At 74.5% G+C, this 14,195-nt stretch carries 11 protein-coding genes and 1 tRNA gene; 7 read left to right on the top strand and 5 right to left on the bottom strand.

Annotated elements, in window-relative coordinates:
- The first annotated feature begins 124 nt into the window (after positions 1–124).
- Positions 125–1,420, top strand: coding sequence for an MFS transporter (locus NR072_RS03775; protein WP_036317676.1), 1,296 nt, complete (start codon positions 125–127; stop codon positions 1,418–1,420).
- A 187-nt stretch (positions 1,421–1,607) separates the two neighbouring features.
- On the opposite strand, the gene NR072_RS03770 is transcribed toward NR072_RS03775, so the two are convergent.
- On the bottom strand, positions 1,608–2,111 hold the full coding sequence (locus NR072_RS03770) for a hypothetical protein (protein WP_036317679.1): 504 nt from the start codon (positions 2,109–2,111) through the stop codon (positions 1,608–1,610).
- Between the two features lie 40 nt (positions 2,112–2,151).
- On the bottom strand, positions 2,152–2,640 hold the full coding sequence (locus tag NR072_RS03765; protein ID WP_256836196.1) for a YajQ family cyclic di-GMP-binding protein: 489 nt from the start codon (positions 2,638–2,640) through the stop codon (positions 2,152–2,154).
- Between the two features lie 209 nt (positions 2,641–2,849).
- Here NR072_RS03765 and NR072_RS03760 point away from each other — a divergent pair.
- Both NR072_RS03760 and NR072_RS03755 read left to right on the top strand, forming a co-directional pair.
- Positions 2,850–2,931, top strand: a tRNA-Tyr gene (locus NR072_RS03760).
- A gap of 220 nt (positions 2,932–3,151) precedes the next feature.
- On the top strand, positions 3,152–4,906 hold the full coding sequence (locus tag NR072_RS03755) for an AMP-binding protein (RefSeq protein ID WP_036317684.1): 1,755 nt from the start codon (positions 3,152–3,154) through the stop codon (positions 4,904–4,906).
- 15 nt (positions 4,907–4,921) lie between these two features.
- Here NR072_RS03755 and NR072_RS03750 read toward each other — a convergent pair whose 3' ends face one another.
- Together NR072_RS03750 and NR072_RS03745 are read right to left on the bottom strand one after the other, a co-directional pair.
- Positions 4,922–5,386 (bottom strand): hypothetical protein, encoded by a 465-nt coding sequence (locus NR072_RS03750; protein WP_256836194.1) that lies wholly within the window; start codon positions 5,384–5,386, stop codon positions 4,922–4,924.
- Positions 5,387–5,591: 205 nt separating this feature from the next.
- Positions 5,592–6,620, bottom strand: a complete 1,029-nt coding sequence (locus NR072_RS03745) for a DNA-3-methyladenine glycosylase (protein WP_102708520.1) — start codon at positions 6,618–6,620, stop codon at positions 5,592–5,594.
- Positions 6,621–6,782: 162 nt separating this feature from the next.
- On the opposite strand from NR072_RS03745, the gene NR072_RS03740 reads away from it, so the two are divergent.
- From NR072_RS03740 to NR072_RS03730, 3 genes are all read left to right on the top strand, one after another.
- Entirely contained in the window at positions 6,783–8,348 is a 1,566-nt protein-coding gene (locus tag NR072_RS03740; RefSeq protein ID WP_256836197.1) for a pyridoxal-phosphate dependent enzyme, read from the top strand.
- Positions 8,349–8,409: 61 nt separating this feature from the next.
- A complete protein-coding gene (locus tag NR072_RS03735; RefSeq protein ID WP_206495894.1) occupies positions 8,410–9,669 on the top strand; it encodes a cystathionine gamma-synthase in 1,260 nt (419 codons plus the stop codon).
- A 66-nt stretch (positions 9,670–9,735) separates the two neighbouring features.
- Positions 9,736–10,944, top strand: a complete 1,209-nt coding sequence (locus NR072_RS03730; RefSeq protein WP_098094549.1) for an amidohydrolase — start codon at positions 9,736–9,738, stop codon at positions 10,942–10,944.
- Positions 10,945–10,983: 39 nt separating this feature from the next.
- On the opposite strand, the gene NR072_RS03725 is transcribed toward NR072_RS03730, so the two are convergent.
- The gene (locus NR072_RS03725) at positions 10,984–11,613 is read right to left on the bottom strand and encodes a hypothetical protein (protein ID WP_170748054.1); all 630 of its coding nucleotides are present in this window, start codon (positions 11,611–11,613) and stop codon (positions 10,984–10,986) included.
- 308 nt (positions 11,614–11,921) lie between these two features.
- On the opposite strand from NR072_RS03725, the gene NR072_RS03720 reads away from it, so the two are divergent.
- Positions 11,922–14,141, top strand: coding sequence for a DEAD/DEAH box helicase (locus tag NR072_RS03720; RefSeq protein WP_256836191.1), 2,220 nt, complete (start codon positions 11,922–11,924; stop codon positions 14,139–14,141).
- Positions 14,142–14,195: the final 54 nt, after the last annotated feature.

The raw sequence follows: 14,195 nt of genomic DNA, 5'->3' as shown, positions 1-14,195 counted from the left end.
TGGCGCGGGAGCGGGTGAAGGTCGTGGACCGGGAGGAGATGACCCGCATCTCCCGCGACGGGGCCTCCGTCCCGACCGCCTGATCCGGGGCGGGCCCTGGCCGCCCCGGCGCTAGGCTTCCGGGGTGGCCCGCCTCCTCGTCGACATCACCCCGCTGCGGGTCTCACCCGCCTACCGGCGGCTGTGGCTCGGCAACACGCTCGCGTACGTGGGCACGCAGCTCACGCTCGTGGCGGTGTCCCTCGAGGTGTTCGCCCTGACCGGCTCCTCGTTCGCGGTGGGCCTGCTCGGCCTCGCCGCGCTCGTGCCCCTCGTGGTCGCGGGCCTGTACGGCGGCGCGATCGCGGACCGGCACGACCGCCGCCGCGTCGCACTGACCTCGTCGGCCGTCATGTGGCTGACCACGGTCGGCATCGCCGCGCAGGCCTGGGCCGGGCTCGAGTCGGTGCCGGTGCTGTACGCCCTCGTGGCCCTGCACTCCGGCGCGTCCGGCATCAACCAGCCCACCCGCGGCGCGATCATCCCCGCGCTCGTGGGCCTGCCGCTCGTGCCGGCGGCGAACGCGCTGAACATGATGACGTTCTCCGTGGCCCTGATGGTCGGCCCCGTGCTGGGCGGCGTGCTCGTGGCGGCGGTCGGCTACGCGTGGACCTACTCGATCGACGTCGTCACCTTCCTCGCCGCCCTGTACGCCGTGTGGCGGCTGCCGTCCCTGCCGCCGCAGCGGGCCGAGACCGCGACCGCCTCGGGGACGCGCTGGGGCCTGGCCTCGGTGGTCGAGGGCCTGCGCTTCCTCGGCTCGCGACCGAACCTGCGGATGACCTTCCTGGCGGACATCGTGGCTATGACGACGGCGTTCCCGCGCGCCCTGCTGCCCGCCATCGGCGCCGTGGTGCTCGGCGGCGGTGAGGCCGCCGTCGGGGTGCTGCTGGCCGCGATGGCGGCGGGCGCGTTCCTCGCGGGGCTGTTCTCCGCGCCGTTCACACGCCTGCATGCGCAGGGCTGGGGCGTGTACGTCTCGATCCTCGTGTGGGGCGCGGCGGTGGCCGCGTTCGGCGGCGTGGTGTGGTGGGCGCAGTCCCTGCCCGACGGCGATCCCCGCCTCACGCTCGCGTTCGCCCTCGCCGCGCTGTGCATGGCGGTGGGCGGGGCCGCGGATTCGCTCTCCGGCGTCTTCCGCGGCTCGATCCTGCAGTCCGCGACCCCGGACCACCTGCGCGGCCGGCTGCAGGGCGTGTTCGTCGTCGTGGTGGCGGGCGGGCCGCGCCTGGGCGAGCTGCTCACCGGCGGCGCCTCCGTGGGCCTGGGGGAGGGGCCGACCCTGCTGGCCGGCGGTGTGCTGTGCATGCTCGGCGTGACCGCGCTGATGCGGTGGCAGCCCGGCTTCCTGCGCTACGACGCGCGGAACCCCACACCCTGAGCGGGCGCGGGGTTCCGTGGCGGGAGGCTGCGAGCCCGCGACCGCCGAGGAGCGCCGAGCCAGACGTTTCTGCCCGTGAGCCAGATGATTCTGCTGCAGATCGGGCCGCGAAACCGCCGAAACGTCTGGCTCGCGGCAGCCTGAGCCGCCGTCCACGGGAGCCACCACGACGACGGCGGCCGGCGGGTCAGCGGTCGCGGTCGGCCTGGAGCGTGGCCGGCACCGCGCCGCCCAGGCGCGTCCAGTGGCGGACGAGGTCCTCGTCCGGGGCCGCCTGGAGCGTCTCGCGGGCCGCCTCCTCCGCCTTCTTGATGCGGCGCTCCAGATCCTGGTCCGCGCCCTCGTAGGCGGCCGCGTGCCGGTGGGAGCGCAGCGATCCGACGTCCTCCGTGCGACGCTCCACCACCGCGAGCTGCTCGGCGATCGCGTCCTGGTTGGCGCGCTGGGCCTTCAGGTTCGCGGGGGCGAGCACCTGGGCCACGAACCCGTGGTCGAGGAGGAGGCCGCGCGGGGCGGCGATGCCGTGACGCAGCGCGAGGTCCACATGGTCCTCGAAGGTCAGGAGCATGGCGGCCTTGGTGAACTTCAGGTCGTCGACCGGGCGGCCGTCCACGCGGGCCCGGGCCCGCGCCCGGCCGATCGTGGTGTCGGCGGACCACACGGCCCCGCGAGGGTCGATCAGGTACAGCATGGGGACTCCTGGTGGGCTCGGAGGGGAGACGGCGTGCGGATCAGCGGAAGTTCACGAACTGCAGGTCCGCGTCCTCGAAGTCCTTGAGCATCGCGATGACCGACTGCAGGTCGTCGCGGGACTTGGAGGACACGCGCAGCTCGTCCCCCTGGATCTGGGCCTTGACGGACTTGGGGCCCTCGTCGCGGATCAGCTTGGTGATCTTCTTCGCGGTGGGCTGGTCGATGCCCTCCTTCATGGTCGCCTCGATGCGGTACTCCTTGCCGGAGGCGAACGGGGCGCCGGCGTCGAGGGACTTGAGGGAGATGCCGCGCTTGACGAGCTTGGACTCGAACACGTCCTTGACGGCCTTGACGCGCTCCTCGGAGGAGGCCTTCATGAGGATCTTCTTGCCGGAGAAGTCGATCTCGGCGCCGACGCCCTTGAAGTCGTAGCGCTGGGCGATCTCCTTCTGCGCCTGGTTCAGGGCGTTGGACACCTCCTGGCTGTCCACCTTGCTGACGATGTCGAACGTGGAATCGCTGGCCACGGGTGCTCTCCTTCAGGGTCTGCGGACGGGGTGCGCCCGTCGTCGACGGCCACTGCAGGGCCGCGCGGAGCGCTCTGCGGGCCAGCCTACCGGGGACGACGGACGCGGTCCCGGGCCGATTGGCGGCGTGGCGCGGAGATGCTGTACAGTCGACTCTCGCCCGACCGGTGCGGTCGTCCTCAAGACGCCCAGCAGCCGCCGGGTGGCACGGCAGATTTCCCGAGCGGCCAAAGGGGGCTGACTGTAAATCAGCTGGCACTGCCTTCACTGGTTCGAATCCAGTATCTGCCACCGGAACGAAGACCCCGGGACCGTACGGTCCCGGGGTCTTCTGCCGTCCGGGGCCGTGGCACACCCCGCGTCCCCGCCCCGGGAGGTGGCGGCCTCCCGCCAGGCGACGTAGCCTGCCTGTGGTCCGTGTCACACCCGATGCCCTCCGCGGTCCGGCGGCGGCACGGCCGTGCATCGTGACGCCGTGCGGCGTCGCCCGACCGTCCGCGAGGAGCGCCCGATGACCGAGTCCACCGCCCCCGAGTCCTTCACCCAGGGACCGACCGACGTCGAGCTGCTCGAGCAGACCCTGGCCCAGAACCTCGACGACACCGCCCGCCGGTTCGCCGACCGCGCCGCCCTCCTGGAGTGTGGACCGGACGGGGACCCTGCCACCGGACGCACCTGGACCTACGGGCAGCTGCGGGAGGAGTCCGTGACGGTGGCCAAGGCGCTCATGGCTGCGGGCTACGAGGCGGGGGACCGGATCGGGATGTGGAGCCCCAACGTCGCCGAGTGGGTCTCGCTGCTCTACGGCGCGGCACGCGCCGGCGTCATCCTCGTGAACCTCAACCCGGCGTACCGCGCCCACGAGCTGACGTACGTGGTCGAGCAGTGCGACATGCGCGGGCTGGTGGTGGCCTGCGCGGACGCACGCATGGACCCGCCCGCCACCGCGCGGGCCGTGGCCCGTGAGTCGGCGCCGCACCTGCGGCAGCTGATCATGCTGCCGGCCGGGAGCGGCGAGGACGCCTACGCCCACGTGCAGGACGGTGACGTGGCCGGCCGGCACGCCGCCGATCCCGTGGCCGAGGGCACGTGGGCCGCCTTCCTGGCCGGGGCCGCGCGGGTCTCGGACGAGGACCTGGCCGCGCGCGAGGCCGCCACCCGGCCGGCGGACCCCGTGAACCTGCAGTACACCTCGGGCACCACCGGCTTCCCCAAGGGCGTCACGCTGACGCATCGCAACGTGCTGAACAACGGCTTCCACATCGGCGAGCTGCTGGGCTACACGGAGGAGGACACCGTGGTGATCCCGGTGCCGTTCTTCCACTGCTTCGGCATGGTGATCGGCGTGATCGCCACCGTCTCCCATGGCTCGCTCGCCGTCATCCCGGCGCGCAGCTTCGAGCCGGTCTCGGCGCTGCGGGCCGTGGCCGCCACCGGCGCGACGAGCCTGTACGGCGTGCCGGCGATGTTCATCGCCATGCTCGCCCGGCCCGAGGCGGACGCGCTGGACCTGTCCACGCTGCGCACCGGCGTGATGGCCGGCTCGACGTGCCCTGTCGAGGTGATGAAGAAGGTCATCGACCGGTTCCACATGTCCGAGGTCGCCATCTGCTACGGCATGACGGAGACCGCGCCCGTGTCCACCATGACCCGCCGCGACGACTCCCTACAGGTGCGCACCCAGACCGTCGGCCGGACCATGCCCCACGTGGAGACGAAGATCGTGGACCCCGCCACCGGTGACGTCGTCCCGCGCGGGGCCACGGGCGAGCTGTGCACTCGCGGCTACTCCGTGATGCTCGGCTACTGGGACGCCCCCGAGAAGACCGCCGAGGTGCTGGACGCCGACGGCTGGATGCACTCCGGCGACCTCGCCTCCATGGACGAGGACGGCTCCGTGCGCATCGAGGGCCGCATCAAGGACCTCGTCATCCGCGGCGGCGAGAACATCTCCCCGCGCGAGGTGGAGGAGTTCCTCTACACCCACCCGGACATCCAGGACGTCCAGGTGGTGGGCGTGCCGGACGAGAAGTACGGCGAGCAGCTCATGGCCTGCGTGATCATGAAGGACGGCGTCGAGCCGCTCACCGTGGACGCCGTCCGCGAGTTCGCCACGGGCCGGATCGCGCACTTCAAGATCCCGGCCTACGTCCGCGTGCTCGACGCCTTCCCCATGACCGTCTCCGGCAAGGTCCGCAAGGTCGAGCTGCGCGAAGAGGGCGCGAAGGTCGTCCAGGCCCAGGCCCACGCCCAGGGTGCGGGCTGACGACGACCGTCACCCTCAGGCGGCGGGCAGCGGGAACACGTCCCAGATGGTGCAGACCGCCTCGGGGGTGGCGCCCAGGATCGTGGCACGGTACGTGGTCGACCACGCCCGCGGGTCGGCGTCGCGCAGGCGCCACGTGCCGTCCGCGAGCACCGCGTCCACGAACGCGGAGGTGTCGGCGGGGCTGCCGTCCTCGTGGACCAGGGGGCCGCGACGCAGGGCTTCACCCAGGTCGCCCGCTCGGCCGACGGCGTAGAGCGCGGTCTCGTCCGTGTCCAGCACGAGGCCGCAGTCCTCCTCGAAGGCAGTGATCCAGGCCATCGCGTGCCGCATGGCCTCGTCCGGGTCGGGGTGGCGGGTCACGATGAGCACGGAGCCGCGCTCGCCCGGACGCAGGGAGCCGGGCGTGCCGGGGCCGTGCGGGTCGGGTTCGCGCGGGGCGGCGGCGGTGTGCGGGCGGGGCTCGAAGGCGGTGGTCATGGCGGTCTCCTCCCGGGTGGGGACTCATCAGGGTCCCGGCGGCGCCGCACCGGTCGGAGCGGCATCGCCCACGCTAGGAACCCGGGGCGGGCGGCCGGCCGGACCCGGCCGGGGCTGGGGAGGACACGCCGGGAGCAGCGGCCTGTGCAGGAGCGGAGGGGTCGCGCGGACGCGCCGGCACGGCCTCGGCCGGCCCGGCGTCGCGTCAGTGGGCGCGGTGGTCGGCCGGGGCGAGCTTGGGCCCGAACGCCTGCTTGCGCTCTCCGGAGAGCCCGATCATCCGCACCACCCGCTGCCGGTGCCCGGCCCATGGCGCGAGCAGGCGGAGCATCCCGGCGTCGTCGGTCCGGCGTCCCGTGAGGACCTGCCCCACGTACTGCGCCAGGTGGTAGTCGCCCACGGAGACGAGGTCCGCCGCCCCGTGGCTGCGCTGCAGCGCCTCGGCCGTGGTCCACGGCCCGATCCCGGGCACCGACTCCAGGCGCCGGGCCAGCGCGGCCACCCCGGCCGTGTCCCCGGGGGCGACCGCGTCGCCGAGCCGGTCGATGCTCGCGGCCCGCCGGGCGACCTCCAGCATGGTCCGCGACTGGGAGGGCTGCACCCAGGCCCGCGCATGCCAGTCCCACGAGGGGATCCGCAGGACGGCGGCCGGGGTCGGCGGCGGCAGCATCCCCGGCGGCACCGGGCCGGGGGCGGGCCCGTCGTCGTCGATCCGGGCGGCCAGCCGCACGAGGGTGCGCCAGCCGTGCCGCGCCTGGTCGTGGGTGACCTTCTGCTCGAGCACGGCGGTGAGCAGCTGCCGGGACAGCGCGCCCGCCGCCGGCAGCCGCAGCCCGGCCCGCATCCGCCGCGCCTCGCGCACGTGCGGCGGCAGCGCGGGCGCGCCGGAGTCCGGCCGCAGCAGGGCGTCGAAGGCTTCCCAGCCGTCGTCGTGCAGGCCGAGCAGGCGTTCCACGCCGGCGACGGCGGCGCTCGCGCCCGCGCCCCACGCGCGGGCCGTCACCGCGGTGCCGCCCCCTGCGGCCTCCCGGACGCCGGAGACCAGCAACGACGTCGGCCGGCCCGGGCCGTCCGACGCCACGTCCGGGGCGGGGGAGCGCAGAGTGAGCCAGACGCCCTGCGGTGTGGCGCGGACCGTGGGGTCGGCCGCACCGCGCTGCAGGGGGCGCAGGGTGAGCGCGACGTCCACGGGGACGGGCACGCGCACGCGGCGCTCGGCGTCCGGGGCGGTCATGCCCGCACCGTACACCCGGGCCCGGACAGGACGACGTCGGCCGTGACGGCGCGCACGCCGGGCGTTGCCCCGCGTGTCCGGAGCCCTCCTTCGGCGTCCGGCCCCTGGCGTAGCGTGGGGTGCGTGAGTGAAAAGACCCCCGCGCCCACCCCTGCGCAGCCCATGCAGTACGCCGAGAACGTCCTCGAGCTGATCGGGCACACCCCGCTCGTGAAGCTGCACTCCGTGACGGAGGGCATCGAGGCCACCGTCCTGGTGAAGGTCGAGTACCTGAACCCCGGCGGCTCCGTGAAGGACCGCATCGCGCTGAAGATGATCGAGGAGGCCGAGCGCGAGGGCCTGCTCGGCCCGGGCGGCACCGTCGTGGAGCCCACCTCGGGCAACACGGGCGTGGGGCTGGCCCTGGTCTCACAGCTCAAGGGCTACCGCACCGTGTTCGTCACCCCGGACAAGGTGGGTCAGGAGAAGCGGGACGTGCTCAGCGCGTACGGCGCCGAGCTCGTCGTCACGCCCACCGCCGTGGACCCGACGTCCGAGGAGTCCTACTACGGGGTCGCCGACCGCCTCGTGCGGGAGATCCCCGGGGCCTATCAGCCCAACCAGTTCTTCAACCCCGCCGCCCCGGCCTCCCACTACGAGACCACCGGCCCCGAGATCTGGGAGGACACGGCCGGCCGCGTCACCCACGTCGTGATGGGCGCCGGCACGGGCGGCACCATCACGGGCACCGGCCGCTACCTCAAGGAGGTCTCGGCGGACCGCCCGTCCGGTCCGGTCCGCGTGATCGGCGCGGACCCCAGCGGCTCGGTGTACTCCGGCGGCGCCGGCCGGCCCTACTTCGTCGAGGGTGTCGGCGAGGACATGTGGGTGGACAACTACGACCCCGCGGTCCCGGACGAGGTCATCGCCGTCGAGGACGCCGAGGCCCTGGCCATGACCCGCCGCCTCGCCGCCGAGGAGGGCCTGCTCGTGGGCGGCTCCTCCGGTCTGGCCGTCGTCGCCGGCTTGCGCGCCGCCCGCGAGCTCGGCCCGGAGGACGTCATGGTGATCGTGCTGCCCGACTCGGGCCGCGGCTACCTCGCCAAGATCTTCAACGACCCGTGGATGGACGAGCGCGGCTTCGACTACGACGTCCGCGAGACCGTGCTGCCGGCGTGGGCGCGCGGGCGCACCCGCTCGGCGGTCCCGCAGATGGACGACGACGGCGCCACGGGGGCCGCCGGCGGGGCCGGCACGCCCGTCGAGGTGCTCGAGCACGCCGACGCCGAGCCGGCGACCCGCGCGGGCGCCCCCGCCGAGGCCGACCGCTGGTCCGCGACGGCGGGGGAGCTGCTGACCGAGAAGGCCGACCTGTTCCCGGGCTCCGTGCCCACCCTCGTCACCGCGGCCCCGACCACCTCGGTGGCGGACGCCGTGGCGACCATGAACCGGTACGGCGTCGACGCCCTGCCCGTGATCCTCGAGCCCCGGCACGACCTGCGGATCGGCGAGGTCCGCGGCACCGTCTCCTCCGCCGCGCTCGCGGACGCCCTCGCCGCGGGGCGGGCCACCGCGCAGACCCCCGTGGCCGACGTCATGGGCCCCGTGTTGCCCTGCCTGGGGGCGCGCACCCCGCTGCGCGCCGTGGCCCGGCGCCTCGCCCAGGACCCCGTGCTGCTGGTGCTCGAGGCCGGCCGCGTCCAGGGCGTCGTCACCCTGCACGACGTCCTCGCCCACGTCACCGCCTGAGGCCGGCCGCACCGGCCGTGCCCGCCCCACCCGACCCGATCTCTCCGAGGAGGCTCCCGAGATGACCGAGCAGAACGTCCACGAGGACCCGCACGCCACCACCCCCGACACCGGCGCCGAAGACGCCGCCGCACACCCCCGGGGGGGAGGCTTCGGCACGCGCGCCGTGCACGCGGGCCAGCACCTGGATGAGGTGTTCGGCGCCGTCGTCCCGCCGATCCACCTCTCGAGCACCTACGCGCCCACGGCCGTCGGCGAGCTGCGGCGCGGCTACGACTACGGCCGCGGCACCAACCCCACCCGGGACGCGCTGCAGGAGCAGCTGGCCGCGCTCGAGGCCGGCGTCGACGAGTCCGGCGCGCCCCGGGCCACCGGCCTCACGTTCGCCTCCGGCCTGGCCGCGGAGACCGCGCTGATCATGGGCGCGGGCCGGCCGGGCATGACGATCGTGCTCGGCAACGACGTGTACGGCGGCTCCTACCGCCTCATCTCCCGCGTGCTCGCCCCCTGGGGCGTGGAGCACGTCGTCGTGGACATGGGGGACGCCGAGCAGGTCGCCGCCGCCGTCGAGCGCGCCGCCGCCACGGGGCCGGTCATGGTGTGGCTGGAGACCCCGTCGAACCCGATGATGAAGATCTCCGACGTCGCCGCGGTCGCCGAGGCGGCCCACGCGCACGGCGCCCTGCTCGTGGTGGACAACACCTTCGCGACGCCGTACCTGCAGTCCCCGATCGCCCTCGGCGCGGACGTGGTGGTGCACTCCACCACGAAGTACATCGGCGGCCACTCGGACGTGATCGGCGGGGCGCTCGTGATCCCGGACGCCGCACTCGCCGAGCAGGTGAAGTTCCAGCAGTTCGCGGCGGGGGCCGTGAACGGGCCCATGGACGCGTACCTGACCACGCGCGGCCTCAAGACGCTCGGGGTGCGCATGGACCGTCACCAGGCCAACGCCCAGGCGGTCGCCGAGTGGCTCACCGGCCGCGCCGAGGTCTCCCAGGTGCTCTACCCGGGGCTGCCGGACCACCCCGGCCATGAGCTCGCGCAGCGGCAGATGCGCGGTTTCGGCGGCATGGTCTCGCTGCGCCTGTCCGGCGGCGCCGCGGCGGCCCGCCGCGTGGCCGAGTCGACCCGCCTGTTCCAGCTCGCCGAGTCCCTGGGCGGCATCGAGTCGCTGATGAACTACCCGGCGGAGATGACCCACGCCTCCGTGGCCGGCACCGAGCTGGCCGTGCCGGACGACCTGCTGCGCCTGTCGGTGGGCATCGAGGACGCCGAGGACCTCGTGGCGGACCTGGAGCGGGCTCTGGGCAGCCTCTAACCCGCCGACGTCCGCCAGAGGTCTAGCGCACGGGTGGGGAGCACGGGGCGGCGTAGTGTGACGGGCATGACCCTCACCGCCTTCGTCAACGCCCATGTCGTCCCCGTCGCCGCCGAGCCGTTCGACGGCGCCCTGCTCGTCGAGGACGGCCGGATCACCGCGCTCGGCCCCGACGTCGAGGCGCCCGACGGCGCCGAGGTGGTGGACTGCGAGGGGCGCTGGCTGCTGCCCGGCTTCGTGGATGCCCACGTCCACCTCGGCATGCACGCCGAGGGCGAGGTCGGTGCGACCGCGGACGTCAACGAGATGACGGACCCGGTGATGGCCGGGGTGCGGGCGATCGACGCCGTCGACCCGAACGAGCCGGGCTGGAAGGACGCCCTGGCCGGCGGGGTGACCACCGTGAACGTGAACCCCGGCTCGGGCAACCCGATCGGCGGCCAGGCGGTGGCGCTGCACACCCACGGACGCACCGTGGACGAGATGGTGCTGCGCAGTCCCTCGGGCGTGAAGTCCGCCCTCGGCGAGAACCCCAAGAACGTCTACAAGGAGAAGGGCCGCACCCCGTCCACGCGGCTGGGCACCGCCCTCGTGATCCGCGAGGCGTTCCTGCGGGCGCAGGGCTACATGGCCCGCCGCGCGGAGGCCGAGCGCGAGGGCAAGCCCTTCACCCGCGACCCCCACCTCGACGCCCTCGCCCTCGTCCTGGAGCGCACGATCCCCTGGCGCCAGCACTGCCACCGCACCGACGACGTCGCCACCGCCCTGCGCCTGGCCGACGAGTTCGGCTACGACCTCGTCCTGGACCACGGCACCGAGGCGCACCCGCTGGCCGACCAGCTTGCGGCCCGCGGCGTGCCGGTGCTGATCGGCCCGCTGTTCACCACCAAGTCCAAGCCGGAGCTGCGGGGCCGCTCGATGCGCAATCCGGGGCGTCTGGCGCGGGCCGGCGTCGAGATCAGCATCATCACCGACCACCCGGTGGTGCCCATCGACTTCCTCGTCTACCAGGCGGCGCTGTCGGTGAAGGAGGGCCTGGACCGGGAGACCGCCCTGCGCGCCATCACCCTGCATCCCGCGCGCGTGCTGGGGCTGGACGACCGCATCGGCTCCCTCGAGGTGGGCAAGGACGCCGACCTGGTGCTCTGGTCCGGCGACCCGCTCGATGTCATGCAGCGGGCCCTGCGCGTGTGGATCGGCGGCCGTCAGGTCATGGAGTACGACCTCGCCACGGCCCGGCCCGTCGTCGCCTCCGCCCGTCCCGTGGAGGACTGAGCGGCGCCGCCGCCCGGCGGCGGGGCGGGACGCGCGGGCTCAGCGCCGCACGCGCGAGCGCACGGGCGGCAGCCAGACGAGCGCGGCGCCCAGGAGCATCACGACGGCGAGGATGATCAGCAGGCCGTTGGCCCGCAGGAACGCGGGGGCGGCCAGCAGGACGGCGATGAACGTCAGGGTCCCGATCGCCGAACGACGGCGGCGCAGCAGACCGATCCAGCCCCACAGGGACGCCGCGGCCAGCAGGGCGACGGCGGTGCCCATCGTGAACTGCCCCGTCGCGCCGCCCAGCACGCCCACCGACTCCATGCCGGTGAGCGGATCGATGACGGGCTCGCCGCTGTCCTGTGCGCGGGCCCCGTTCCAGAGGAACGCGCCCGCGATGCCGATCAGCACCACGGTGACCGCGAGCCAGTAGAGGCGCGCGACCTTCAGGAGCGGGTGGACGAGGCCGGCGTCGGACTCGGCCGCGTCCCGCGCGGCCAGGTCGCGCTCGCGGTCCGCGCGACGCCGTCCCAGGCGCTCCTCGTCCTCGGCGGTGAGGCGGGCGCGCTCGGCGCGCAGCCGTGCGTCGTCGGCCCGCTGACTCTCCCGGAAGGACTGGGCGGCACGGCCGGCGGCCCGGCCGAGCCCGCGGGCGAGGGGGCGGTCTTCGCTGTTCTGGGGCACGTGCCGAGCCTATCGTCCCGGCCGGTGAGCGACCGGGGTGTCCGAGGGCACAGCCCACCCCGCAGCCCGGTGGCGTAGACTGATCAGACCGGATCCGGTCTTTCCCCTGTGATGAGTGAGCGTGGACGCGTGTGCCACGCCGGACTGCAGATGTCTGTGCAGATGTGTGTGCGGGCCACGAACGTCGTGGCCCTCGGGGGCTGCCGGGTGGACGGAATCATCTGACCCAGCTGGCCCCTGCGCCCCACGACGTCGACCCGCGACCGACGTCCTCCGGCGTGCGCCCGCGCATCCCCCCAGGAGGACCCATGTCCGACATCCTCGATCCCCAGACCACCGCCGAGGCCCCGACCGCCGCGCCCGTGGAGACCGCCCCCGAGGCGGAGACCGTCGCCCCCGAGCTCGCCGAGGCTGAGCTGGAGGCCACCGGGACCGTCCCGCAGGTCGACGCCGCCGAGCCCGCCGCCCCCGAGGCCCCGGCCGAGCCCGACGCCCCCGAGGCTCCCGCCGAGCCCGACGCCCCCGAGGCTCCCGCCGAGCCCGCCGGCCCCACCTTCCTGGACCTCGGCCTGGATGCCCGCGTCCTGGCAGCCGTCGAGGACCTGGGCTACACCGCGCCCTCGCCCATCCAGGAGGCGACCATCCCCCTGCTGCTCGCGGGCCGCGACGTCGTGGGCCTGGCCCAGACCGGCACCGGCAAGACCGGCGCGTTCGCGCTGCCGGCCCTGTCCCGCCTCGCCGAGACCACGGACGTGACCGGGCGCGCGGACACCCCGCAGGTGCTCGCGCTCGCCCCGACCCGCGAGCTCGCCCTCCAGGTGGCCGACGCCTTCGACAGCTACGCCAAGCACCTCGACGACGTCTCCGTGCTCGCCGTGTACGGCGGCTCCCCCTACGGACCGCAGCTGGCCGGACTGCGCCGGGGCGCGCAGGTCGTCGTCGGCACGCCGGGCCGCGTGATCGACCACCTCGAGCGCGGCTCGCTGGACCTGTCCGACCTGCAGACCCTCGTGCTGGACGAGGCGGACGAGATGCTGCGCATGGGCTTCGCGGAGGAGGTGGACCGCATCCTCGCCTCCACCCCGGACACGAAGCAGACCGCGCTGTTCTCCGCCACCATGCCCCCGGCCATCCGCCGCATCTCCGCCCAGTACCTGAACGCGCCGGAGGAGGTGGCCGTCGCCCGTCAGTCGACGACGTCCGCCACGATCCGCCAGCGCTACCTGCAGGTGGGTCACCAGTGGAAGTTCGAGGCCCTGAGCCGGATCCTCGAGACCGAGGAGCACGACGGCGTCATCGCCTTCGTGCGCACCCGTGCCGGTACCGAGGAGCTCGCCCAGAAGCTCACGCGCGCCGGGTTCAAGGCCGTGGCCATCTCCGGCGACGTCGCCCAGAAGCAGCGCGAGAAGACCGTGGAGGACCTGAAGGCCGGCCGCGTGGACATCCTCGTAGCCACCGACGTCGCCGCCCGCGGCCTCGACGTCGAGCGCATCTCGCTCGTGGTCAACTACGACATTCCGCAGGACGCGGAGTCCTACGTGCACCGCATCGGCCGCACCGGCCGCGCCGGCCGGCAGGGCGACGCCGTGCTCTTCATGACCCCGCGCGAGCGCTTCCTGCTCAAGCAGATCGAGCGGACCACCCGCCAGCAGGTCGAGGAGATGGCCGTGCCCTCCGTCGCCGACGTCAACGCGGCCCGCAAGCGCCGCTTCGCCGACGGCATCACCCGCACCCTCGAGCGCGCCTCGGAGGAGGAGCTGGCGGTGTTCGGTGAGATCGTCGCCGCGTACGTCGACGAGCACGAGGTCGAGCCGGCGCGTGTGGCCGCCGCGCTGGGCATGATGGCCCAGGGCGGCCGCCCGCTGCTGGCCCGCGAACAGGAGATCCCGTCCGGCGGCGGCCGGGGCCGCAAGGACCGCGACGGCGGTCGCGAGGGTGGGCGCGACGGCGGCCGTGAGCGCGGCGCGAGCGACGGCCGCGGCTCGCGTGGCCCGGCCCGGGAGCCCGCGGCCGGCAACGCGACGTACTGGATCGCCGTCGGCCACCAGGACCGTGTGCGGCCGGGCAACATCGTGGGCGCGCTGGCGAACGAGGTGGGCCTGCCCGCCTCGGCCATCGGCGCGATCGACCTGCGTGGCAACCACTCGCTCGTCGAGCTGCCGGCAGACCTGACCTCGGCCCAGCTCGAGGCCGCGGCCAACGCCGAGATCAACGGCCGTCGCCTCGGCCTGCGCAAGGACACCGGCCGCCCGACCCGCGCCGAGCGCGACGGCGAGGACCGCGGTGAGCGCCGCGGCGGCTTCCGCAAGGACCGCGGCGAGCGCGGCGGCTTCCGCGGGGACCGCGACGGCGGCCAGCGCGGCGGGTACCGCAAGGACCGGGACGACCGCGGCTCCCGCGAGGATCGTGGCGGCTTCCGCAAGGACCGGGACGACCGCGGCTTCCGCGGCGACCGCGGGGGACGCCCCGGCGGCCGCAAGCCCCGCTGGGGCGCCCAGGAGCGCTCGGATCGGGGCGCCCGCCGCTGATCCGGCCGGGGTGCGGACCCCGCCGGAGGCCGTGACCGGGGCCGATTTTGCATC

Origin of the sequence: Micrococcus sp. Mcc89 (assembly GCF_024519795.1) — a bacterium.
GTDB lineage: Bacteria > Actinomycetota > Actinomycetes > Actinomycetales > Micrococcaceae > Micrococcus > Micrococcus luteus.
The sequence above is the reverse complement of the archived record's forward strand: the minus strand, read 5'-3'. Positions and strand labels throughout refer to the sequence as shown.